Consider the following 22930-nt stretch of genomic DNA (forward strand, 5'->3'; position numbering starts at 1 on the left):
ACCCGTTGGGGTCCCCGCCCGTCGAAAACCCGGATGCTCGGCCGCGGTGGCGCGGCCTACCCTCGGCGCATGCGAACCGACGCCGCGCTCCTCAACGTCATCGACGTCGAAGCGACCTGTTGGGACGGGCAGCCGCCGCCGGGTTCGGTCAGCGAGATCATCGAGATCGGGCTGACGGTCGTCGACGTGCGGGAGCGGCGCCGCGTCTCCCGGCACCGGGTGCTGGTGCGGCCCACGAGGTCCGTGGTCAGTGAGTTCTGTCGCGAGTTGACCGGGCTGACGCAGGACGAGGTGGCGCGGGGCGTGAGCTTCGCGGAGGCGTGCCGGATCCTGGTCGAGGAACACGGGGCGGGGCGGCGGCCCTGGGCGAGTTGGGGTGACTACGACCGTCGGCAGTTCGCCCGGCAGGCCCGCGCCGACTCGGTGACGTACCCCTTCGGATATCCGGTGGAGCGGCTGCACACCAACGCCAAGGCCGTCTTCACCGAGGCGTACGGGCTGCGGCGCCGGCCGGGGATGGCACAGGCGCTCCAGATCGCCGGGCTGCCGCTCGAAGGGCGGCACCACCGGGGGGAGGACGACGCGTGGAACATCGCCGCGCTCGTGTTGGACCTGGTGGAACGGGACGCTTGGGCGGGCGCGAGCGGCCGCGGATGAGCACGGGGCGGTGGCCGCGGATGAGTACTGGGCGGTACTGACAGACTGGCCGGGACGTGAGCGACGGGGGTGCCGGTGCGTAAGAGGCTCGTGCGGAAGCTGTTGCGGGAGATGGGCGGCGGGGAGCCCGTCCGGCTCGCCCTCTCCGCGGTGAAGATGACGGAGGTCGCCCGGATCGCCTTTGTGGCACGGCAGTTCGGGTACGAGTACGCGGACCTGAAGCAGACCGCCAACAACAGGCTCGCGCTGTTCGTCGTGCCCGACCCCGGCCCGCAGGCCCGGGAGCGCGCGGCGCGGAACTGGGCGCGGTATCCGGACGCGGCCGACGGGGGCGCGCTGCCGCCTGTCGAGCCGGCTGCGGTCGAACTCCTCAAGGCCCGCATGGCGATCGACCTCGGACGGCAGTACAGCGACGCGCTACGCGTGGTGCTCAGCGTGCTCGCCCTCACGCCGATCGCCGCGGCCGTCGCCATCAGGTTCCGCGAGGACACCGCCGTCGTCGTGATCGCCGGCCTCGTCTGGGCCGTGCTCATGGCCCTGCTGCCCGTCGGCATCCGCGCCGGCCGACGCAGTCGGGAGGAGCACGCCGCCCGACTGCTGGCCGCCGGTTTCACCTCGGTGACCGACCGGAACGGGCGGCTGCGGTACGTGCCGCCGGGCGGGCTGCCCGGCCCGGGCGAGCCGATGCCCAGAGGGACGTAGCGGGACGCGGGCAGGCGCGGCCGGTCTCGTGCAGCAGGGCCGCGACGCGCGCACCGAGTTCGGCGTGCGGTCGGAAGCGCACAGCCGACGCACGGCCAGTGCACAGCCGGCGCGCAGACGTCGACGGTGCGTTCGCGCCGGCGGCACGGGCGCCAGACTCACGACGTCTGACGAAACGGTCGGCACGGCTGGTGCGGCGGCGCCGGAGCTTTGAAGCGTGCCCGGTTCAGGGGACCCGGGGAGCGCCGCCGACCGGGCTCAACCCAGCTTCTTGAGCTGCGCGTCCACGATCGCCTTGGACGGCTTCGCCTTGCCGCCGAGCAAGCTGGTGGTGAAAGTGGCGATCGTCGAACCCTTGCGGACGACCACCAAGTGGATGTCGGCGTTCTCGCTCGCCTCTTGCTTCACCACCTTCGTGGTGTAGGCGAGTGCCTCGTCCCCGGCGTTGTACGCCACGGGAACGATCTTCGAGTACTTGGAGGTGTCGTCGACGCCGTTGAACACGGTGAGGCCGGTGGCGCAGGTCGTCGCGGCCTTCTTGAGGTCCGCCATGGCGTCTTCCGCGCCGGTGCCGACGTGCGAGCTGAGCGTGGTGAGGACGATGGACATGCGGGCGAGGGCGTCAGCGACCTGTTCCTCCTTTGAGGGGGGAGGGCGCCGAGGACGCATGGGGAATCGGCGCGACCCCGCGCGTCGCGACGGCGCTGGCGACGCTGGGCGCCCCCTCGGTGAGGGCCATGGCCAGGGCCTGGCAGTTGGGGTTGTCCGTGACGGTGCTCCCCGGCTCCGGGAGTTCGTCGGGCGTCGGGGTCTTGAAGTGGTGGTCCTTCAGATCGGCCTTGGTCAGAAGCAGCTTCTCCAGGTCGGCCTGCGTCAGCGTCTTCGACACCGGGGCGGCCGGGGCGGCGGACACGGCGGCCGACGGTGAGCTCTTCGCGTCCTTCTTGGCGTCCTCCCCGCTGTCGCTGTCGCTGCCGCACGCGGCGAGCAGCAGGCTGAGGGAGACGGCGGACGCGGCGACGGCCGCTCTCCGGGCAGAGGTGTTCGACAACGTGCTTCCTCCGAGGTCTTCAGGGCTGCAGGTCTTCACGGCATGCAGAACCGTTGCGCCGTTTGTCCGGCTCGTACTCGGTCGGGAACGGCGCTCGTGGGACATCGCGACGCCCCGCTTCGGCGGCCGTGGCGTACGGCTGCCGAAGCGGGGACACGGACAGTCGGGCCGGCGAGCCTCGCGGCCGGCCCGGTGACGGCTCAGCCCAGCTTCTTGACCTGCGCGTCGGGGATCGCCTTCGACGGCGCCGCCTTCTCGCCGAGCAGCATGGTGAAGAAGTTCGCGATGGTCCCGCCCTTGCGGACCGTCACGAGCTGGGTTTCGGTGGGCTCGCCGTCGATGTCCATCGTCAGGGTGTGGGCGATCGCCTCGTCCCCGCCGCCGTACGCGGCCGGCGCCACCTTCGTGATCTTGGTCTTGTCGCCTTCCACGGTCACGCCGAAGCCGGCGGCGCAGTCCGTGCCCGCCTTCTTCAGGGCCGCCATCGCGTCTGCCGCGCCGGTGCCGTCGTACGTGCTGAGCGTCGTGAAGGTCATGCTGATGCGGTCGAGGGAATCGGCCGCGTTCTTGAGCCCGGTTTCGATCTTCTCGTCCGTCGAGGCGCCGGAGGGCGTCGGGGCGGTCTTCGGCACCGGCATGATCATGCGCGACACGCGGGCGACGGCGGTGCCGGGGGTGCCCTCCATGGCGGCTGCGGCCAAGGGGCGACAGGCAGGCTTGTCGGCCACGGCGCTCCCGGACTTCAGGATGTCGCCCGGCTCCGGGTCGGTGAACTCGTGGTCCTTGAGATCGGCTTTTGCCAGGGCGAGCTTCTCCAGCTCGGCCTGGGTCAGCGCCTTCGCCGCGGGTGCGGCGGCGGCCGACGGGGAGCCCTTCGCGTCGCCCTTGGCGTCCTTCTTCTCGTCCTCGCTGCCGCAGGCGGTCAGGGCGAGGCTCAGCGAGATCAGGGACGCGGCGACGGCAGTTCTTCGGACGGGGACCTTCGACACTTCGGTTCCTTCGAGAGTTCTGGTGTGGCAGGCGGGACGGCCTGGGGCCGTGCCCCGGGTCGGCGTGCGGCCGACGGGGTTGCCGCGACCTTCTTACTCGAACGGACAGACGAGTCGGGGTGCTTCGCGGTATTCGGGCCTATCACGCCGTATATCTGGCCTGGACTGGTCTGGCCTGGGCTGGAGTGACCTAGGTCGGCCTGGCGGTGAGGGCCTGGAGACGGCCTGGTCCGGAGCGGTCCGGAGTGGCCCGGCGGCGACTGGAGCGACGCGGCGGGCGTCGAAAGTTCCCGCGCCGGCAGCCGTGTCGTGACGGCTGCCGGCGCGGGGACGCACTCAGCCCAGCTTCTTCAGCTGCGCGTCGGCGATCGCCTTCGGCTGCTCCGTCTTGCCGCCGATGCTGAGGGTGTAGAAGTTCGCGACCGTCGCGCCCTTGCGGACCGTCACCAGGTGCGTCTCGGACGGCTTGCCGTCCATGTCCATCGTCAGGGTGTAGGCGAGCGCCTCGTCCCCGCCGCTGTACGTCGCCGGCGCCACCTTCGTGACCTTGGTCGTCTCGCCCGCCGCGGACACGGTGAAGCCGGCGGCGCAGTCCGTGGCCGCCTTCTTCAGCGCGGCCATCGCGTCCTCCGCGCCCTTGCCCTCGTAGGAGTTGAGCGTGGTGGCGGTGAAGGACAGGGTGCTCAGCGCCTTCAGCGCGGCCTCCGCCTTCTGCTCCTCCGTGGTGCCGGTGGACGAGCCGCCCGCCGGCATCGGCATGATCTGGCGCATCACCGCGGCGGTGGCGGGGGCCGGCGCGCCCGCGATGAGGGCCGAGGACAGGGGCTTGCACTCGGCCTTGTCCGAGGAGGCGTCCTTCGTCTTCGCGAGGTCGGCCGCCTTCGGGGTGTTGAACTCGTGGTCCTTCAGGTCGTCCTTGGTCAGGGCGAGCTTCTCCAGCTCGGCCTGCGTCAGCGCCTTCGCCGCGGGCGCGGTGGCGGCCGACGAAGAGCCCTTCGCGTCGCCCTTGGCGTCCTTCTTCTCGTCCTCGCTGCCGCCGCACGCGGCGAGCACCAGGCTGAGGGAGACGACGGAAGCGGCGACGGCGGCCCTGCGGACGGGGGTTCTGTGCACTTTCAGGTCCTTCTAAGCGGAGTGATGAGAACGCGGGGATTGCCGGGACCACGACTCGACTCCGGTGGGTCCACTGGGTCCGGCCGTGCTCTCGGGGCGGGGCTGTCTACTGCTTGGTGTAGCGGAGCGGGGCCCCGCTGGAACCGACCAGTTCCCGGATGACGGTGTCGTCGTCGGGCATCACCAGACGGCTCCACTGTCCCGGGGAGCACTTCGCCGGATCGCCGGACTCGACCTTCGTGGGGCCGAGTTCGAGGGGGGTGCGACCCGACTTCAGGACCGCCGACCACGTGCAGCTGTAGTCGGGGCCCGTGCCGGTGAGCTCCATGACCTTCTCGCCGGACGAACCGGCTGTGATGGTCATCGTACGGGCGTTCTGGCCATTTGCGGATTCAAAATTCGCGCGCCAGGTCCCGAGGTACGCATCGGGGACCCCGCCGTCGGTGCTGCCGCCCTCGACCGGGGCGTTCGCGGACGTCCGCGGCGACGCCTGGCCCTGCCCGCCGTCGGAGCTGTCGGAGTCGGAGTTGGCGTTGGCGTTGGAGTCGGATCCGGAGCCGGGGTTGGAGTCGGGGTACGCGGCGTAGAGCACGCCGCCGACCGCGGCGACGAACACGACCGCGGCGACGGCCACCAGGGCGACGACCGCCTTCCGCCGACCGGGCCGACGCGGGGGCGGTGCTGCGGTGCCCACCGCGGTGGGTTCCCTGGGCGGCAGCGCGGGCGCCTGCATCGGCGGCGTCGGCGCGGACGTCTGAACGGCCGCCGGGAATACGTGGGCCAGGGCCGGGACCGGGCCCGGGGGCGTCTGCGGCGGTGCGGGGGCGGGCCGGGCGTTCGCCGCCGCGTACGCCGCCGCCGCTTCCGCCGTGACCTGCTGCTGCGGCCCGGTGTGCTCCACCTCCAGCAGCCCTACGGCGTGCCGGCCCAACTCGGCCACCAACGCGCCCGGCAGCCACGGTTCCGGGCTCGGCTCCGTCGCCGTGCGCGCCAGTACGGCGGCGAGGTCCGGGCGTTCGGCGGGCTCCTTGCGCAGACAGTCCCGTACGAGGTCGACGAGCCCGTCCGGCACGCCCGTCAGGTCCGGCTCCTCCTGCGCGATCCGGTACATCACCGCGTGACCGCTGCTGTCGGTCGAGCCGAACGGCGGGCGCCCGGTGGCCGCGAACGCCAGGATCGACCCCAGGCAGAACACGTCCGCCGCGGGTGTGACCGGCCCGCCGCGCACCTGCTCGGGCGACATGTAGCCGGGGGAGCCGACGATCGCGCCGGTGCGCGTCAGGCCCGAGTCCGTCGCGGCCTCCAGGGCGCGCGCGATCCCGAAGTCGATGACCCGCGGCCCGTCGATGCCGATGAGGATGTTCGACGGCTTGAGGTCGCGGTGGATCAGCCCCGCGCCGTGGATCGACCGCAGGGCGTGCGCGAGGCCCGACCCCAGGATGCGCACGGTGCGCTCCGGCAGCGGGCCGTGGGCGCCGGCCACCACGGAACTCAGCGCGGGCCCGGCGACGTACCCCGTCGCCACCCACGGCACGGCGGCTTCCGTGTCCGCGTCCAGCACCGGCGCGGTCCACTCGCCGCCGACCTTGCGGGCCGCGGTCACCTCGTGCCGGAAGCGCTCGCGGAAGGACTCGTGCGCGGCGAGTTCGGGCCGTACGAGCTTCACGGCCACGGTGCGGCCGCGGTTGCTGCGGGCGAGATAGACCTGACCCATGCCGCCGGCGCCGAGGCGGGCGAGCAGTCGATAGGCGCCTATGCGGGTCGGATCACCCGGCGCGAGCTGTTCCATCGCCATCCCCCCGACCCCGTCCCGCGTTGCTGGCTGGGAAGAGGATAGGCGTCGATCGCCGGGGTGCGTCCGCCGACCCTGGTCAGGACGGCGTGAAGGTGTGCTCATACGACCGGGGTTAAGGCGGCGATCGCGCGTTCATCCGATGGCGGGAAGATCGCCTGCCGTGCCTTTCCCTTGGCCTCGTGCAGCCGAACACTTTGCGGGCGGGGCGAACGGTTCGCCCGCGATTCCGAAGGGTGTTCTCATGCGTGCGGTGCGTTCCGGCATGAAGGCGAAGAGGTCGCTGCTGGGCCTGGCGGCGGCGGGCGCCGTCGCAGCGGGTCTCCTGACGGCGCCGGGCGCGCAGGCGGCGCAGCCCGAGCTGTACGCCGTCCAGACCTTCGCGGACCTCTGCTTCGAGGTGCGCGCGGGCACGCCGGGCGCGGCGGGGGCGGCGGCGGACCCGGTGCTGGTGCAGGAGAGCTGCTCGTCGCTGGCGAACCAGCAGTTCGAGTTCCTGCCCGCGGGCAGCCGGCTCTTCCAGATCCGCAACCTCGACACCGAGCTGTGCTTGGACGTGAAGGGCGCGAGCGCGGAGAGCGGGGCGCGGGTCGTGGGCGCGGCGTGCGGGGCGGCGCCGAGCCAGCGGTTCGAGGTGCTGCCGAACGGGGAGGGCTTCGAGATCCGCACGTTCGCGGACCAGTGCCTGGACGTTCGGGGCGTGAGTACGACGGCGGGCGCGCCGATCGTCCAATCGGCCTGCGCCCTGGCCAAGGAGAACCAGATGTTCGTCATCGAACCGATCCAGCCGTAACGCTGCGGTGCGCTGCGCGGGCTGCGGTGCGCTGCGCGGGCTGCGGTGTGCGGTGCGGGTCGCGCTGTGCGGTGCGGGTCGCGACGGGCGGCCCGCGCCGTTCCCCCGCGGGAGCGTTGGTCCCCGCGGCCCGGTGGTGGGCTTGTCGCGCAGTTCCCCGCGCCCCTGAAACCCACTTGCCGTTCCCCTGCGGGAGCGTTGGTCTGTGTGGCCTGGTGGTGGGCTTGTCGCGCAGTTCCCCGCGCCCCTGAAACCCACTCGCGGTTCCCCTGCGGGAGCGTTGGTCTGTGTGGCCTGGTGGTGGGCTTGTCGCGCAGTTCCCCGCGCCCCTGTGCCCTGCGGGCACGGGGGGACCCCAGCGCCCCTAAACCCCCCTGCCTGGGCCCGCAGACGAAGCACTTGGGGCAGCGAAACAGGGGCGCGGGGAACTGCGCGACCAGCCACCCACGGCCCGCAGACGTCAACGCAGCCCGCAGGGCTACGGCGAGTGGGTTTCAGGGGCGCGGGGGCGCGACAAGCGCACCGCCGGGCCGCAGAGGCCGGCGCACCCGCGGTGCAGCGGCGAGGTTGCCGGTTTGCCGGGCTGGCCGCGGCAGGGTGCGGGTGGTGGACAGAACGACGGGGCTCGCAGCCGCACCGCAGACAACATGTACCTTTTCGCCCCCGGCACGGCCTCCCTACCCTGGCGTTCATGACCCCTCATGACGCTCCCCAGCCGCCCGCCCGGGGCTCCGCTCCGGACCCCGCCCGAGGCGCAGCCGTACGCGCCGCGGACCGTGCGCACGTGTTCCACTCGTGGTCCGCCCAGGGGCTGATCGAACCGCTCGCGGTCGCCGGCGCCGAGGGCTCGTACTTCTGGGACTACGACGGCAAGCGCTACCTCGACTTCTGCAGCGCCCTGGTCTACACGAACATCGGCTACCAGCACCCGAAGGTCGTCGCCGCGATCCAGGCGCAGGCCGCGAAGCTCGCGACGTTCGCGCCCGCCTTCGCGATCGAGTCCCGCTCCGAGGCCGCCCGGCTGATCGCCGAGCGCACCCCGGGCGACCTCGACAAGATCTTCTTCACCAACGGGGGCGCGGAGGCCGTCGAGAACGCGGTGCGCATGGCGCGGCTGCACACGGGCCGGCCCAAGGTGCTCTCCGCGTACCGCTCGTACCACGGCGGCACGCAGACCGCGGTGAACGTCACCGGCGACCCGCGCCGCTGGGCGTCGGACAACGGCACCGCCGGGGTCGTGCACTTCTGGGCGCCGTTCCTCTACCGGTCGCCGTTCCACGCGACCACCGAGGAGGAGGAAGGGGCGCGCGCCCTGCGGCACCTGGAGGACACCATCGCCTTCGAGGGGCCGGGCACCATCGCCGCGGTCGTCCTGGAGACGATCCCGGGCACGGCCGGGATCATGGTCCCGCCGCCCGGTTACCTCGCCGGGGTGCGGGAGATCTGCGACCGCCACGGCATCGTCTTCGTCCTCGACGAGGTGATGGCCGGCTTCGGGCGCACCGGCGCCTGGTTCGCCGCCGAGCACTTCGACGTCGTACCGGACCTGCTCACCTTCGCCAAGGGCGTGAACTCGGGGTACGTGCCGCTGGGCGGCGTCGCCATCTCGCCGGAGATCGCGGCGACCTTCGAGACCCGGCCGTACCCGGGCGGGCTGACCTACTCCGGCCACCCGCTGGCCTGCGCCGCCGCCGTCGCCACGATCGAGGTGATGGCCGAGGAGCGGGTCGTGGAGCGCGCGGCCGACATCGGGGCGACCGTGCTCGGCCCGGGGCTGCGGGAGATCGCGGAGCGCCACCCGTGCGTGGGCGAGGTGCGCGGCACGGGCGTGTTCTGGGCGTTGGAGCTGGTGCGCGACCCGGTCACGCGCGAACCGCTGGTGCCGTACAACGCGGGCGGCGAGCAGAACCGGCCGATGGCGGCGTTCGCCGCGGCCTGCAAGGAGAACGGGCTGTGGCCGTTCGTCAACATGAACCGGACCCACGTCGTCCCGCCGTGCACCGTCAGCGAGGCGGAGGCGAAGGAGGGCCTGGCGGTCCTGGACGCGGCGCTGTCCGTCGCCGACGAGTACGTGGTCTGAGGACCGGACCCTGGGACCGACTCTAGAAGAACCGGATCCTGGGACCGGATCCTGGGACCGGATCCTGGGACCGGATCCTGGGACCGGACCCTAGAAGGGCCGGACCCTGGGACCGGACTCTAAAGGACCGGTACGCCGGGACGCCCGCACGGCGCCCCGGCGTACCGGCCGTCAGCGGGGCCGATCGCCGGTGGGGTCGACGGTCAGTGCGTCGGCCGGGCCGTGATCGACCAGCGGCACTCCGTCGCCTGCACGGTCAGCAGCCGCGTGCCGCCCTGGAGCCGCACCGTCTGCCGGAACGGCCCGGTCGCCCCCGACAGCAGGAACTCCACGCCCTCGAAGTCCGCCGCCGCCTCGTCGATGTCGTGCGGCGACATGGCGACGAGCGTGATGAAGCCGCCGGCCATGCCGGGCGCGTCCTCGATCGCCACCTCCAACTCCGCGTCCGGACCGGCGTAGGCGAGGACGTCGTACGACTCCCCGTGCACCGGCTGCCCCGGCAGCAGCCGGCGGGCCGCCGACAGCGGCAGCGCCGTCACCGACCAGTCCGCGTCGCCCGCCAGAACGTTCAAGCACAGGGCGTACGTGCCGGGGGCGACGGCCGGGGCGCGGCTGTGGACCGCGGGGCCGGACTCGCTCAGCAGGTCGTAGCCGGGTTCGCGACGCAGGTTGAGCTGCTGCACCTTCACCCAGTCGTCGTTGTTGTACGTCGCCTCCAGGATCACCGGCCCGCGGGCGAAGCCCTCCGGGAAGGAGACCGTGCCGTAGCCGCGGCCGTGCATGGTCTGCGGCGGGAAGGAGTGGAAGCGCTCGAACGGGTCGTCCGCGGCGGGCGCGTTCTGCACCGCGGGCGCGCCCGGCGCGGCGGACCCGGCCGAGCCGACCGACGCGCTCGACCCGACCGGCGCGGCGTAGGACGCCGGCTGGTAGTCGTAGGCGGGCTGGTAGTCGACCGCGGGCGCGTACCCCTGCGCGGGCACGGCGCCTTCCGGCAGGTGCACGGGCGCGACGTAGTCGATGATGCGGTGCCCGGGGGAGTACGAGTGGCCGGGCACGGGCGGCCGCGGGGACCCGACCTGCGGCGCGGCCAGGTAGCCCTGCGCCGCGTAACCGCCCTGCGAGGGGTAGCCGTTCGACGGCTGGTAGCCGCCCTGCGCCGGGTATCCGCCCTGGTGCTGGTACGCGGACGCCTGGAACGCGGGCGGCGGCGGCGGGGGCGCCGGCACCGCGGACAGGAACCGGGACGCCGCCCCCGGCAGCCCGAACTCCGCGGCCACCGCTGCCAGCCCGCCGGCGTACCCCTGGCCCACCGCGCGGAACTTCCACGTGCCGTCGCGCCGGTACAGCTCGCCCAGCACGATCGCCGTCTCGGTGGTGGCGTTCATCACGTCGTAACGGGCGACGGGCACGCCGTCGTACCCCTGCACCTGTACGTACAGGCCCGGCACCGCGCCGAACGCGGTGCCCTCGACCGCGGCGACCACCACGATGCGCTGCACTTCGGGCTCCACCACCGGCAGGTTCACGTCCAGCCAGACCGCGACCTGGCCGTTTCCTTCGGTGCGACCCGCGTACGCCACCGTGCCCGAGGGGTGCGGGGTTTGGGACGCGGCCACCACGTCGCCGCGGCCGGGGCGGGTGGTGCCGCCGGCGTCCAGCAGCAGCACGAGCGCGTCGAACGCCGGGACCGCGGGGGACAGGGCGTGCCCCACGGCCAGGCGCAACGGCGCGGTCGGTACGGGGGCGTTCGCGCCCCACGGGATGTTCGCCATGGTGCACATGCTGACATCCGGGACAGGACCCAGTCGACGATTACTCCGCCTGTGTTCTCGGGGAGGTGTCAACGGGCGACGCCCGGGCTCGATGCGGCGGAGGGGGCCGGTGGGGGGGTGGCCGGAGTCAACGGGCGCCCTGCCGGGGCACGTTCGCCGGGCATGTGCGCCGCCGGACGCGGCCGAGCCCGCCGTGGAGCGGGGGCGCACGCCGCGCGCCGCCGCGCCGGGGCGCCAACGGAACCGCCCGGTGGGTGGGGTGCGCGTCGATGACCTGCAACTCCCGCCCGGAGAGCAGGAACACGTGCGTTCGCCGCGCTGGTGCGGTGGGCTCGGGGTGGGAGGGGCGCGTCGGGGGAGTGCGTCATCGCCGTGCCTCGACGCCGGGTTCGGACGGCCCCGGTGCCGTGCGCCAGCGTGCGACCGTCCGGCGGAAGGGTGGGCGCCAGTGCACGTCCGCCCCGCCGGACGGGGGTGGCGACGGGGGCGCGGACATCAGTGCGGCGGCCGACCGGGGGCGGTGGGGGCGGGTGGCTCGGGGCGAACGCTGCTGCGTGCGCGGCGTTTTGGGGTGGCGGTGAGGTGCGGTCGGGCGGCCCCGCCGCCGCGCGCCCGGCCCGCGGCCCCGCCCCGGGCCGGCCTCGGGCCCGTCACCCCCCGATACCGTCAACCGCGAACTCCCTCCGGGGTCAAGCGACTCGCCCCGATTCCGCCCGGTCGTGTACCGCCGCGCCCCGTCTGCCCCTGCCCGCCAGCCGCCCTGCGGGCGCGTTCGCCTCTGCGGCCGCGGTGGGGCTTGAGGGCGTGGTGGTACCCCCCAGGGCCCCAAACAGCACCACCGCCGTTTCCCTGCGGGAGCGTTGGTTCCTGCGGCCCGGTGGGTGGCTTGTCGCGCAGTTCCGCCCCCTACGCCCAGGGGGCGTGGGGGGACCCCCAGGGCCCCAAACAGCACCACCGCCGTTTCCCTGCGGGAGCGTTGGTCCCTGCGGACCGTGGGCGGTTCTCGCGCAGTTCCGGGAGCCCAGCGCCCCAAACCCCCCGTCAACCTGCGGGCCGCAAGTGGTGCGCCGATGGACGGGAACGGTCCGCAGTCAGCCGACGGGCAGCGGGCGCAGGGGGTTTAGGGGCGCTGGGGGTCCCCCCACGCCCCCTGGGCGTAGGGGGCGGAACTGCGCGACAAGCCCACCACCGGCCGGCAGGGGCCAACGCTCCCGCAGGGGAACGGCGAGAAGGGCTGGGGACCGCGGCCAGCACACCACCAGGTCGGAGGCGGCGGAGCGCAGGGCGTCGCCGGGCGGGACCCCCGCGGGTACGCGAACGCAGCCGCGGGGCGTCCTCGCAAGAACGCGCAGCCGCGGGGCGTCCTCGCAAGGACGCGCACCCGCACCCGACCTCGGCTACCGCCCTCCGCCCCGCGGAGTCGCTCGGATCTCCACCTCCAGGAACCACTTCCCGCGGCCCGCGCGGTACAGGAGGGCCTCCCAGCCGCCCGCCGACTCCAGGGCGCGGGCGCACTCGCGTAGTTTCTGCTCGGTTTCGGCGGGGGCGCCCAGCCAGTCGACGCGGGTCACGTGGGGGCGTTCGCCGGGGGTGACGCGGTAGCCCGGGGCGACGCGGGCGCCGGACGCGTCGAGGGCGGACGGGGGGAGGCCCGACGCCTCCAGGGTGATGGCCACCGCACGCGCCGGCTGCCTCCGCTCCCACGCCGCCGGTACCGCGCCCGTGACGTCACGGATCTGCCGCAGCCCGGCGTACGCGGCGCGCACCTCCGCAGCCCGGTCGCCCGTGCCGTCGGCCACCCCGTCCCCGTACGCCGCTTCGAAGACCTCGCCCACCGCTCCGCTCCCCTCTCCCGTTCTCCCGCGAACTCCGTGATCCGCTCCGCGCTCCTCGCTGGCCTATCGTGTCGGGAGCCCCTGGCGAAGGAGAAGCCATCGATGCCCGGTCCCGGCAGCACCTCTGTCACCCGCAGCACGCTGCGACAACAGATCGCGGACGCACTGCGTGACGAGGTGCTGGCCGGGCGCCTCCAGCCCGGGCAGGAGTTCACGGTCAAGCAGATCGCCGATCAGTACGGCGTCTCCGCGACGCCCGTTCGCGAGGCGCTCGTCGACCTCTCCGCGCAGGGGCTGCTCGAATCCGACCAGCACCGCGGCTTCCGGGTGCACCAGTTCTCCGTCACCGACTACCGGGACATGGTGGAGACCCGCTCCTTGGTCGTCGACGGGATCATCCAGCACGCCGAGCGCCTGGGGCGGACCCAGGTGAACGCCAGCGCGGTCGTGCCGGTCCGCCGGCGCGCCGAGGAGGCGAGCCGGGCCGCCCGCAGCGGCGACCTCGACATCCTGATCGGCTACGACCTGCGGTTCTGGCATGAACTCGGAACGATAGTTTCAAATCGCTACATCTCAGACTTTCTTCATCAGCTACGCGTTCAGACCTGGGTGTTCGCCGTTCCGCACCTCAAGGGCGAGGCGGACTGCCGGCGCTGGCTCTTCAGCGGGTACGAGGACTTGATCGAAGCGCTCGTCAGGGGCGAGATCACCGCGGCGCGCGACGTGCTGTGCGGCTACACCGAGCTGTCGCTCTCCTGGGCGGACCGACTGGACGAACGGATCGGCTCATGAGCCCGCAGTCGCAATCGAAGTCCCCCTCCCCGTCCTCGGCACAGCCGCCGGCGGAGCCGGAACCGAAGCCGTCGCCACCCGGGACCACCGACGACGCCCGCACCACCGACGACACCCGCACCACCAGTGACGTCGGCCTCAGCATCGTCGTCCCCGCGTACAACGAAGAACACCGCCTGCGCCCCACCCTCGACGCCATCCGCGCCCACCTCGACGCCGACCCCGAGCGCTGGGGCGGCTGGGAGCTGATCGTCGTCGACGACGGTTCCACCGACGAGACCGCCCGCGTCGCGCGCGAGGCCGCCGCCGAAGAGCCCCGCATCCACGTCATCACCAGCCCCCGCAACCGCGGCAAGGGGCACGCGGTGCGCAGCGGCGTGCTCGCCTCCTACGGGCGCCGCGTGCTGCTCACCGACGCCGACCTCGCGACGCCCATCGAAGAGCTGGACCACCTCGACAAGCTGCTCGCCGCCGACGACGTCTGCGCGGCCATCGGCTCCCGCGCCCACCCGGACTCCCGGATCGACGTCCACCAGTGGCGCGGTCGGGAGTGGCTGGGCCGCGCCGGCAACCGGCTGATACGGCTGGCCGCCGTCCCCGGGATCCACGACACCCAGTGCGGGTTCAAGCTCTTCGACGGCGACCGGGCGCGCACCGCCTTCGCCGCGTCGCAGCTCGACGGCTGGGCGATCGACGTGGAGATCCTGCGGCACTTCCAGCGCGCCGGCTGGCCGGTGGTCGAGGCGCCGGTGAACTGGTCGCACCGCTCCGGTTCCAAGGTGCGCCCGCTGGACTACGGGCGGGTGCTCGGCGAACTCCTCCGGCTGCGGCTACGCACCGCCCGTGCCACCCGCCTCCCCGCCCAGGCCACCACCGGTGCCGAGACCGCGCCGCGCGCCGCCGCCCGCCGCACCCACCTGCTCGTCGCCCTGCTGTTCTGCGTCGCCTCGTTCGTCCTCTACCAAAACCTGTGGCAGGACCTCGACCGCGGCTACCTGGCCGACGCCGGCCAGGACCAGAACCAGTGGGAGTGGTTCTTCGCCGTCACCGCCGACAACGTCACCAACCTGCGCAACCCGCTGTTCACCACCCTCCAGGGCCATCCGGACGGCGTGAACCTGATGGCGAACACGGTGATGCTCGGCCTCTCCGTGCCGCTCGCGCCCGTGACGCTGCTCCTCGGGCCGACGGTCACCTGGGCGATCGTGCTGACCTTCGGCCTCGCGGCCACCGCCTTCGCCTGGTACTGGCTGCTCGCCCGTTGGACGGTCGCCCACCGCGGGGCCGCCGTGCTCGGCGCGGCCGTCGCCGCCTTCGCGCCGCCGATGATCTCGCACGGCAACGCGCACCCCAACTTCCTCGTCCTCTTCATGATCCCGGTCATCCTGGACCGGGCGCTGCGGCTGTGCGAGGGCCGGGCGGTGGTCCGGGACGGGGTGCTGCTCGGGCTCTTCGCCACGTACCAGATCTTCCTCGGCGAGGAACCGCTGCTGCTCGCCGCGATGGGCATGCTGCTCTTCGCCGGCTGCTACGCCCTGCTCGACCGGGACGCCGCGCGCCGCTGCTGGCGCCCCCTGCTCCAGGGGCTCGGCTGGGCCCTCGCGGTCTGCCTGCCGTTGGTCGCGTTCCCGCTCGGCTGGCAGTTCTTCGGCCCGCAGAGCTACTCCGACGTGATGCACGGGGCGAACACCTTCAACAGCCCGCGGGCCTTCGTCGAGTTCGCCGGCCGTTCCCTCTTCGGCACGGACGCCACCGCGGACCCGCTCGCGATGAACCGCACCGAGCAGAACGCCTTCTACGGCTGGCCGCTGCTCGTGCTCGCGCTGGTGGTCGTCGTCCAACTCTGGCGGCGCACCCTCGTCCGGGCGCTCGCGCTCACCGCCGCCGGGGCCGCGCTGCTCTCGTTCGGCAAGGACGTGCACGTCCCCTTCACGGACCTCTCCTTCCCCGGCCCGTGGGCGCTGCTCGGCAAGGCGCCGCTCTTCGAGGCCGTCATCGAGTCCCGTACGGCCCTGATCTGCGCGCCGCTCTTCGGCATGCTCGTCGCCCTCGCCGTCGACCGGCTGTCGGACGCGTCCGCCCGGTCCTTCCGCACCGCGGGCCTGGTCGCCGTCGCCGCGGCGCTGTTGCCCGTCGTCCCGACCCCGTACCCGGTGCGCGAGCGCGCCGAGGTGCCGGCCTTCATCACCGAGGGCCTGTACCGCACGTACCTCGGCCCGGGGGAGTCGCTGGCGATCGTGCCGCTGCCGAACCCGGGTTCCGCGGACGCGCTGTACTGGCAGTCCTCCACGGAGCTGGACTTCCCGATCGCCGGCGGCTACTTCAACGGCCCCTGGGGCCCCGACGACGTCGGCATCTACGGCGTCGCGCCGACCCACACCTCCGCCCTCCTCGACGACGTCCGCGGCAGCGGCGACGTCCCCGACATCGGGCCCGCGGAACGAGAACAAGCCCGCGTCGACCTGGCGTCGTGGAAGGCGGGCGTGGTCGTGCTGCCGCCGCAGGACAACGAGGAGGCGCTGCAAACCGCCGTGGAACGCCTGCTGGGCCGGCCCGGGCAGTGGGTCGGGGGAGTGCTGGTGTGGGACCTCGACCCCCCGGGCGCCCCCCGTCCGTAACCCCTTGCTCCGCCACTTGCCCTTCGCCACCGGCCCGTCGACACCTACGCTGTTACGACGCGTCCCCGTTGGAGAGCGAGCGTCCCTTGGCATGTGACCTGTGGCTGGTCCCCCTCGTCGATGTGCTCTGTCACAGCCCCGACAACCCCTTCGCGGAAGAGCTGGCGTCGTACGACAAGGCGCTGACGGAGGCGGGCCTGCCGACGGTGCCCGTGTTCGCGTACATGCCCGGGCTCTCCGGGGACGTGGCCCCGGTCGCCGGGTTCGACTACGACGCCCTGCACTTCCTGCGCCGGGCCTACCTGCTCCAGCTCTGCGGCCTCGCGGTCACGCCCGTCGACGAACTCGGCGGCGACTACGAGCAACTGCTGGAGATGTTCGAGCCCACCGCGCAGCAGTCGCACCTGGTGTGGCACTACGACCACGCGGGCGCGTACGTCCCGGTCGACTTCGCCGCGCCCCTGGCCAACGACGAACTCCTCGCCGGCAGCGGACCGTTGGGCTCCAGCCAGGGCCTGCTGCGCGAGCTGGAGTACGTCGCCCCCGCGATCGGCATCGACCCCAAGAACCCGCCCCCGGCCCCCCGGCCCCCGGAGCGCGGCACGGCCCTGGAGGAACCCGCGGCCCCCGTCCCGTACGACGAGAGCCCCTTCGCCCGCGAACGCCACGTCTGGCTCGGCCTCCACGCCGCGGCGACCCGAAGCCTCGGCCAAGGCTCCATGATCCTCTTCAGCTAGCCCCCGGGTGCTGCGCCGGGAGCCCCACCCGCCGTTTCCCCGCGGAAGTATCGGTCCCTGCGGCCCGGTGGGCGGTTCCCGTGCAGTTCCGGACCCCAGCGCCCCCAAGGTTTAGGGGCGCGGGGAACTGCGCGAGCAAGCCCCACCGGGCCGCAGGGGCCAACGCTCCAGCGGGGAAACGGCGGGCATGCCAGGTGGCGCTGGGGGTCCCCCCACGCCCTCTGGGCGTAGGGGGCGGAACTGCGCGAGCAAGCCCCACCCCGGCCGCAGAGGCGAACGCTCCCGCAGGGCTACGGCGAGTCGCACCCAGGAGCGCGGCCGCGGTCGTTCACGGTCGCTCCGGTGGGCGTTGGCGGGGCATGTTCGGGCGGCCCGGCGGCAGGCCGGGGCGGGGCGGGGCGCCGGGTTCTCCGGGGCGCCCCGTCCCACCCGCACCGGCACCACCCAGCGGCGGCAGCGCCGTCGACTGGAGCACCAACGCGTCCAACCCCCCGTGGAACGACCGCATCCAGTCCGCCGTCTCCGCCCGCACCAACTCCTGCACGTCCTCGGAGAACTTCCGCAGCACCCCCAAGCACCGCTCCGCCGCCTCGCTCGCCGTGCCCTCCGCCGGGCCCAGCACCTCCCGCACGCTCTCCGACGCCCAGTCGAACTGGAGCGTCTGCAACCGCCGTTGCACCGCCTGCGCCGTCGCCATGTTCCGCATCCACCCGGCCGTCACGCCGAAGTACCGGTCGCACGCCAGACAGGCCGCGCCCAGCAGCAGGGAGACGTAACCCCACCCGGCGGCGCCGTCCACCAGGCCCGTGACGTCCAGCAGCGGGAGCGCCGCGCCGGCGATGGTGCCCAGGGCCGTACCGATGCGCAGCACGCGGCCCGTACGCCGCTTCCAGACGCGGTCCGCGAGGTACCAGTCCACCGTGCGCAGCGCCGCCGTCTCGACCCAGCGGAACAGTTCGTCGAGCCGGTCCGCCGGCTCGCCCCAGTCACCCAGCGGGAACGGCCGGCCGGTCAGGTCGCCGCGCGGCACCTCGCCCCGCTCCTCCCGGGCCGGCCCCCCGGGCTGCATCTCCGGCTGGCTCACCGGGGCACTCCTCTACGCGTTCGTATCCGTTGCAGGTTTCCGTTGCACGCTGCACTGCACTCCGTCTGCAACCACTTCTTACCGTCGAATGCTGGGCCGTGTGGTGGAAATCCCGGTATTTCCGTCCCCGGAACGGCCTTGATCAGGTAGAGGCCCGCAGCCTAATCCCTCGAACGGGTCCCCGCCGCCCCGGGCGGCGGGGGATCTCGCCCGACCCGGCGCCCCGGTGCCCGACCACGTAGGCTCGCTATCGGAGCGGTTCCGCAGCGGCGCCGCCCGTGGAAGTACGCGCAAGTGTCGTCGACGTGCCAGGAGTGACCGTGTTCCCCGGTGGTGGCCAGCCCAACATGCAGCAGCTCCTCCAGCAGGCCCAGAAGATGCAGCAGGACCTCGCGCAGGCGCAGGAGGAACTGGCCCGCACCGAGGTCGAGGGCCAGTCGGGCGGGGGGCTCGTGAAGGCCACCGTGACCGGCTCCGGCGAGCTGCGCGCCCTGGTGATCGACCCCAAGGCGGTGGACCCGGAGGACACCGAGACCCTCGCGGACCTCGTCGTCGCCGCCGTCCAGGCCGCGAACGAGAACGCCCAGCAGCTCGCGCAGCAGAAGCTGGGCCCGCTCGCCCAGGGCCTCGGCGGCATGCCGGGCCTGCCGTTCTGAGCCCGTCTGCGGGCCGTCGGCGGGTCCGTCGGGCCCGTTGACCCCTTCTGTACCCTGCTGAACCCTTCTGAACTGGGCGGTTCAGCCACTACCGTACGAGCCGTAGGAGTCGTACGACCCGAGCCGGAGGAAAGGCAGTCCGTTGTACGAAGGCGTGGTCCAGGACCTCATCGACGAGTTGGGCAGGCTGCCCGGCGTCGGTCCCAAGAGCGCGCAGCGGATCGCCTTCCACATCCTCCAGGCCGAGCCGACGGACGTGCGCCGCCTCGCCCACGCCCTGTTGGAAGTGAAGGACAAGGTGCGCTTCTGCGCGGTGTGCGGGAACGTCGCCCAGCAGGAGCACTGCAACATCTGCCGCGACCCGCGCCGCGACCCCGCGGTGATCTGCGTGGTGGAGGAGTCGAAGGACGTCGTGGCGATCGAGCGGACCCGGGAGTTCCGCGGCCGCTACCACGTGCTCGGCGGGGCGATCAGCCCCATCGAGGGCGTCGGCCCCGACGACCTGCGGATCCGGGAGCTGCTGGCCCGCCTCGCGGACGGCGCCGTCACCGAGCTGATCCTCGCCACGGACCCCAATCTGGAGGGCGAGGCCACCGCCACATACCTGGCACGCATGATCAAGCCGATGGGGCTGAGGGTCACCCGGCTGGCCAGCGGTCTGCCCGTGGGGGGAGACTTGGAATACGCCGACGAGGTCACGCTGGGGCGTGCCTTCGAGGGGAGACGACTTCTCGATGTCTAACGCCATGCTGCACGCCGTGAACCAGGACCCGGCCGACTTCGCGGTCCAGATCGCGGACTCGATCGAGTCCTTCATCGTCGCCGTGACCGAGGTCGCGAAGGGCGACGAACCGGACAGCGCCGTACCGTTCCTGCTGCTGGAGATCTCCCAGCTGCTGCTCACCGGCGGCCGGCTGGGCGCGCACGAGGACATCCTCCCGGACGAGCGCTACGAGCCGGACACCGGCCCGGAGCCGGACGTGGACGACCTGAGGGAACGCTTCGCCCGGCTGCTGGACCCGGTGGACGTGTTCTCCGAGGTCTTCGACCCGTACGAGCCGCGGAAGGCGCCGGTGGCGTTCCGCATCTCGGACAACCTCGCGGACATCGTCACGGACCTGCGGCACGGCCTCGCCCACTACCGCAGCGAGCGGACCACCGAGGCGCTGTGGTGGTGGCAGTTCTCGTACTTCTCCAACTGGGGGCCGACCGCGTCCGCGACCCTGCGCGCGCTCCAGTCCCTGGTCTCCCACGTCCGGCTGGACCAGCCGCTCCAGGAGCTGGACGGCCTGGACACGGACGAGGACCTGACGGAGGAGGCGCTGGCGGAGGAGGCCGGCAAGGTGATGGCGGCCGAGATCGCCGCGCCGCTCGGCCTGCGCACCAGCTAGGGCCCGGACGCCCGCTCACCGAAGGCGCGCACTCGCTGTGACGCCGCACACATACCGCGTATCGGGCCGTTCGCCGGGCAGGTAGTGAGCCGAGCGGGGCTGATCACCAGGTGAGCGGCGCATCTCAGCATGTGATGTGCCGGGGGCCGGCGCGGTACCGCTCGTTAAACTGAGCCGACCGCAGCACTCATGGACTGCGGTGGAGAACCGAGCGAGGAGCGCACGTGGGCCTTGTCGTGCAGAAGTACGGCGGCTCCTCCGTCGCCGATGCCGAGGGCATCAAGCGTGTCGCCAAGCGGATCGTGGACGCCAAGAAGAACGGCCATCAGGTGGTCGTCGTGGTTTCCGCGATGGGCGACACGACGGACGAGTTGATCGATCTCGCCGAGCAGGTATCCCCCATCCCTGCCGGGCGCGAATTCGACATGCTGCTGACCGCCGGAGAGCGCATCTCCATGGCACTGCTGGCCATGGCGATCAAAAACCTGGGTCACGAGGCCCAGTCGTTCACCGGTAGCCAAGCGGGCGTCATCACCGACTCGGTCCACAACAAAGCGCGCATCATCGATGTGACGCCGGGCCGGATCCGTACCGCGCTGGACGAGGGCAACATCGCCATCGTCGCCGGCTTCCAGGGCGTGTCCCAGGACAAGAAGGACATCACGACCCTGGGCCGCGGCGGCTCCGACACCACGGCCGTCGCCCTGGCCGCGGCGCTGGACGCCGAGGTCTGCGAGATCTACACCGACGTGGACGGCGTCTTCACCGCCGACCCCCGGGTGGTCAGCAAGGCCCGGAAGATCGACTGGATCTCCTTCGAGGACATGCTGGAGCTGGCGTCCTCCGGCTCCAAGGTGCTGCTCCACCGCTGCGTGGAGTACGCCCGCCGATACAACATTCCGATCCACGTCCGCTCGTCCTTCTCGGGACTGCGCGGCACCTGGGTCAGCAACGAACCGCAGGGAGACCAGAAGATGGAGCACGCGATCATCTCCGGAGTCGCCCACGACGTCTCCGAGGCCAAGATCACGGTCGTCGGCGTGCCCGACAAGCCGGGCGAGGCCGCGGCCATCTTCCGCGCGATCGCGGACGCCGACATCAACCTCGACATGATCGTCCAGAACGTGTCGGCCGCCGCCACCGCGCTCACCGACATCTCCTTCACGCTGCCCAAGACGGACGGCGCGCGGGCGATCGAGAAGCTGGAGAAGGCGAAGGACCGCATCGGCTTCGAGTCGCTGCGCTACGACGACCAGATCGGCAAGATCTCCCTCGTCGGCGCCGGCATGAAGACCAACCCGGGCGTCACGGCCTCCTTCTTCGAGGCGCTCACGGACGCGGGCGTGAACATCGAGCTGATCTCGACCTCCGAGATCCGCATCTCGGTCGTCACCCGCGCCGACGACGTCAACGAGGCGGTGCGCGCCGTGCACACCCGGTTCGGCCTCGACAGCGAGTCCGACGAGGCCGTGGTCTACGGAGGCACCGGCCGATGACCCGCAAGCCGGCGCTCGCGGTCGTCGGTGCGACCGGGGCCGTCGGCACCGTACTGCTCCAGTTCCTGTCCCAGCACGCGGACGTCTGGGGCGAGATACGACTCGTCGCCTCCCCGCGCTCGGCCGGCCGCAAGCTGGCCGTGCGCGGGGAGGAGTGCGAGGTGGTCCCGCTGGCCGAAGAGGCGCTGGCCGGCGTGGACGTGGCGCTCTTCCTGGTGCCCGCGGAGGTCTCCGCGCAGTGGGCGCCGATCGCCGCCGCCAAGGGCGCGGTGGTCGTGGACGCCTCCGCCGCCTTCCGACGGGACGCGGACGTCCCGCTGGTCGTGCCGGAGGTCAATCCGCACGCCGCCCGGCTGCGCCCGCGCGGCATCGTCGCCGGGCCGCACGACACCACGCTCGCCATGGCGCCCGCGGTGGGCGCCCTGCACGCCGAGTTCGGGCTGCGGGAGCTGGTGGTCTCCTCGTACCAGGCCGTCAGCGGCGTCGGCCGCGACGCGGTCACCGCGCTGCGAGAACAGTTGTCGCTGGTCGCCGGTACGGAGTTGGGGTCGACCACCGGCGACGTGCGGCGGGCCGTGGGCGACTCCTTCGGCAACGGCTTCGGGCCCTTCCCCGCGCCCGTCGCCCTCAACGTGGTGCCCTGGGCGGGCGAACTCGCCGAGGACGGCTGGTCGTCCGAGGAACTGGGGCTGCGCGCCGAACTCCGCAAGGTGCTCGACCTGCCCGCGCTGCCGGTGGTCGCGACCTGCGTACGGGTCCCGGTGCTGACCGCGCACTCGCTCTCGGTGCACGCCCGCTTCGAGGCCGAGGTGACGGTCGCGCGGGCGCACGAGATCCTGGCGACCTCGCCCGGGGTGGTGCTCTTCGACGACCCGGCGGCGGGGGAGTTCCCGACGCCGGCGGACGTGGTGGGGACCGATCCGACGTGGGTGGGGCGGGTGCGCAGGTCGCCCGACGACCCCTGTGCGCTGGAGCTGTTCGTCTGCGGGGACAACCTCCGCAAGGGCGCTGCCCTGAACACCGTGCAGATCGCCGAGGCGATCGCCGCGGAACTGCACGGCTGAGCCGGCCGCTCCCTCCGTACGGTCGTACCTCCTTCACCGCTTGCCGGCCGCACCGCCGCCCGCCCTGCTCGCCCGCGCCCTTTCCAAGATCGGAAATCTTCCCCGATTTGCGGTTGAGCCCTGTCTAAGAGGGCCGCGAACTTTGTAGGATTCGTGAACGCCCCGTGAGAACGTCGCAGGTCCGTACCGTTTCGGTCCGGGGGCGGGACGATGATCGACAGTTCCTTCTCCCCGGCCTGCAACCGCCAGTCGGGCCGGGAACGTCTTTGCGAGCACCGCCACCGATCGGTGCCGCAGACTTGGGGCAG

The 22930-nt window shown here is 72.6% G+C and carries 20 protein-coding genes; 12 read left to right on the plus strand and 8 right to left on the minus strand.

What is annotated here, in order from left to right:
• Positions 1-69 precede the first annotated feature (69 nt).
• Complete coding sequence (locus ACH4E8_RS17125) at positions 70-657, plus strand: exonuclease domain-containing protein (protein ID WP_398448874.1); 588 nt, start codon at positions 70-72, stop codon at positions 655-657.
• 75 nt (positions 658-732) lie between these two features.
• A complete protein-coding gene (locus tag ACH4E8_RS17130) occupies positions 733-1359 on the plus strand; it encodes a hypothetical protein (RefSeq protein WP_398448876.1) in 627 nt (208 codons plus the stop codon).
• A gap of 258 nt (positions 1360-1617) precedes the next feature.
• Here the strand turns inward: ACH4E8_RS17130 and ACH4E8_RS17135 are convergent, their stop codons facing one another.
• The 5 genes from ACH4E8_RS17135 to ACH4E8_RS17155 form a co-directional block, all read right to left on the minus strand.
• Complete coding sequence (locus tag ACH4E8_RS17135; RefSeq protein ID WP_398448878.1) at positions 1618-1968, minus strand: hypothetical protein; 351 nt, start codon at positions 1966-1968, stop codon at positions 1618-1620.
• Positions 1969-1981: 13 nt separating this feature from the next.
• Entirely contained in the window at positions 1982-2410 is a 429-nt protein-coding gene (locus tag ACH4E8_RS17140; protein ID WP_398448879.1) for a hypothetical protein, read from the minus strand.
• A 200-nt stretch (positions 2411-2610) separates the two neighbouring features.
• Positions 2611-3399 carry a hypothetical protein gene (locus ACH4E8_RS17145; RefSeq protein ID WP_398448881.1) on the minus strand — a complete coding sequence of 263 codons (789 nt, stop codon included), beginning with the start codon at positions 3397-3399 and terminating at the stop codon, positions 2611-2613.
• Positions 3400-3735: 336 nt separating this feature from the next.
• Positions 3736-4512: a hypothetical protein gene (locus ACH4E8_RS17150; RefSeq protein WP_398448883.1), complete on the minus strand. Its 777-nt coding sequence runs from the start codon at positions 4510-4512 to the stop codon at positions 3736-3738.
• A 106-nt stretch (positions 4513-4618) separates the two neighbouring features.
• Entirely contained in the window at positions 4619-6301 is a 1683-nt protein-coding gene (locus ACH4E8_RS17155; RefSeq protein WP_398449223.1) for a serine/threonine-protein kinase, read from the minus strand.
• Positions 6302-6548: 247 nt separating this feature from the next.
• Here ACH4E8_RS17155 and ACH4E8_RS17160 point away from each other — a divergent pair, with 247 nt between their 5' ends.
• Positions 6549-7097, plus strand: coding sequence for an RICIN domain-containing protein (locus tag ACH4E8_RS17160; RefSeq protein WP_398448885.1), 549 nt, complete (start codon positions 6549-6551; stop codon positions 7095-7097).
• A gap of 691 nt (positions 7098-7788) precedes the next feature.
• On the plus strand, positions 7789-9177 hold the full coding sequence (locus ACH4E8_RS17165) for an aspartate aminotransferase family protein (protein WP_398448887.1): 1389 nt from the start codon (positions 7789-7791) through the stop codon (positions 9175-9177).
• A gap of 203 nt (positions 9178-9380) precedes the next feature.
• On the opposite strand, the gene ACH4E8_RS17170 is transcribed toward ACH4E8_RS17165, so the two are convergent.
• On the minus strand, positions 9381-10949 hold the full coding sequence (locus tag ACH4E8_RS17170; protein ID WP_398448889.1) for a TerD family protein: 1569 nt from the start codon (positions 10947-10949) through the stop codon (positions 9381-9383).
• A gap of 1397 nt (positions 10950-12346) precedes the next feature.
• On the minus strand, positions 12347-12784 hold the full coding sequence (locus tag ACH4E8_RS17175) for a hypothetical protein (protein ID WP_398448891.1): 438 nt from the start codon (positions 12782-12784) through the stop codon (positions 12347-12349).
• 102 nt (positions 12785-12886) lie between these two features.
• Between ACH4E8_RS17175 and ACH4E8_RS17180 the strand changes: the two genes are divergently transcribed.
• The 3 genes from ACH4E8_RS17180 to ACH4E8_RS17190 all read left to right on the plus strand — a co-directional run bounded on the left by ACH4E8_RS17180 (position 12887) and on the right by ACH4E8_RS17190 (position 16931).
• Positions 12887-13576, plus strand: coding sequence for a GntR family transcriptional regulator (locus tag ACH4E8_RS17180; protein ID WP_398448892.1), 690 nt, complete (start codon positions 12887-12889; stop codon positions 13574-13576).
• Positions 13573-16194 (plus strand): glycosyltransferase, encoded by a 2622-nt coding sequence (locus ACH4E8_RS17185; protein WP_398448894.1) that lies wholly within the window; start codon positions 13573-13575, stop codon positions 16192-16194. The genes ACH4E8_RS17180 and ACH4E8_RS17185 overlap by 4 nt, the downstream gene beginning before the upstream one ends.
• Positions 16195-16280: 86 nt before the next feature.
• A complete protein-coding gene (locus ACH4E8_RS17190; RefSeq protein ID WP_398448896.1) occupies positions 16281-16931 on the plus strand; it encodes a hypothetical protein in 651 nt (216 codons plus the stop codon).
• A gap of 328 nt (positions 16932-17259) precedes the next feature.
• Here ACH4E8_RS17190 and ACH4E8_RS17195 read toward each other — a convergent pair whose 3' ends face one another.
• A complete protein-coding gene (locus ACH4E8_RS17195; protein WP_398448897.1) occupies positions 17260-18015 on the minus strand; it encodes an SLATT domain-containing protein in 756 nt (251 codons plus the stop codon).
• A 320-nt stretch (positions 18016-18335) separates the two neighbouring features.
• Between ACH4E8_RS17195 and ACH4E8_RS17200 the strand changes: the two genes are divergently transcribed.
• The 5 genes from ACH4E8_RS17200 to ACH4E8_RS17220 all read left to right on the plus strand — a co-directional run bounded on the left by ACH4E8_RS17200 (position 18336) and on the right by ACH4E8_RS17220 (position 22622).
• Entirely contained in the window at positions 18336-18671 is a 336-nt protein-coding gene (locus ACH4E8_RS17200) for a YbaB/EbfC family nucleoid-associated protein (RefSeq protein ID WP_361542918.1), read from the plus strand.
• A 142-nt stretch (positions 18672-18813) separates the two neighbouring features.
• A complete protein-coding gene (gene recR, locus ACH4E8_RS17205) occupies positions 18814-19413 on the plus strand; it encodes a recombination mediator RecR (protein ID WP_398448899.1) in 600 nt (199 codons plus the stop codon).
• Positions 19406-20062: a DUF5063 domain-containing protein gene (locus tag ACH4E8_RS17210; RefSeq protein ID WP_398448901.1), complete on the plus strand. Its 657-nt coding sequence runs from the start codon at positions 19406-19408 to the stop codon at positions 20060-20062. The genes recR and ACH4E8_RS17210 overlap by 8 nt, the downstream gene beginning before the upstream one ends.
• Before the next feature lie 224 nt (positions 20063-20286).
• Positions 20287-21558: an aspartate kinase gene (locus ACH4E8_RS17215; protein ID WP_361967886.1), complete on the plus strand. Its 1272-nt coding sequence runs from the start codon at positions 20287-20289 to the stop codon at positions 21556-21558.
• Positions 21555-22622, plus strand: coding sequence for an aspartate-semialdehyde dehydrogenase (locus tag ACH4E8_RS17220; protein WP_398448903.1), 1068 nt, complete (start codon positions 21555-21557; stop codon positions 22620-22622). The genes ACH4E8_RS17215 and ACH4E8_RS17220 overlap by 4 nt, the downstream gene beginning before the upstream one ends.
• Positions 22623-22930: the final 308 nt, after the last annotated feature.

The sequence above is a fragment of the Streptomyces sp. NPDC017979 genome, assembly GCF_044328175.1.
Taxonomy (GTDB): Bacteria; Actinomycetota; Actinomycetes; order Streptomycetales; family Streptomycetaceae; genus Streptomyces.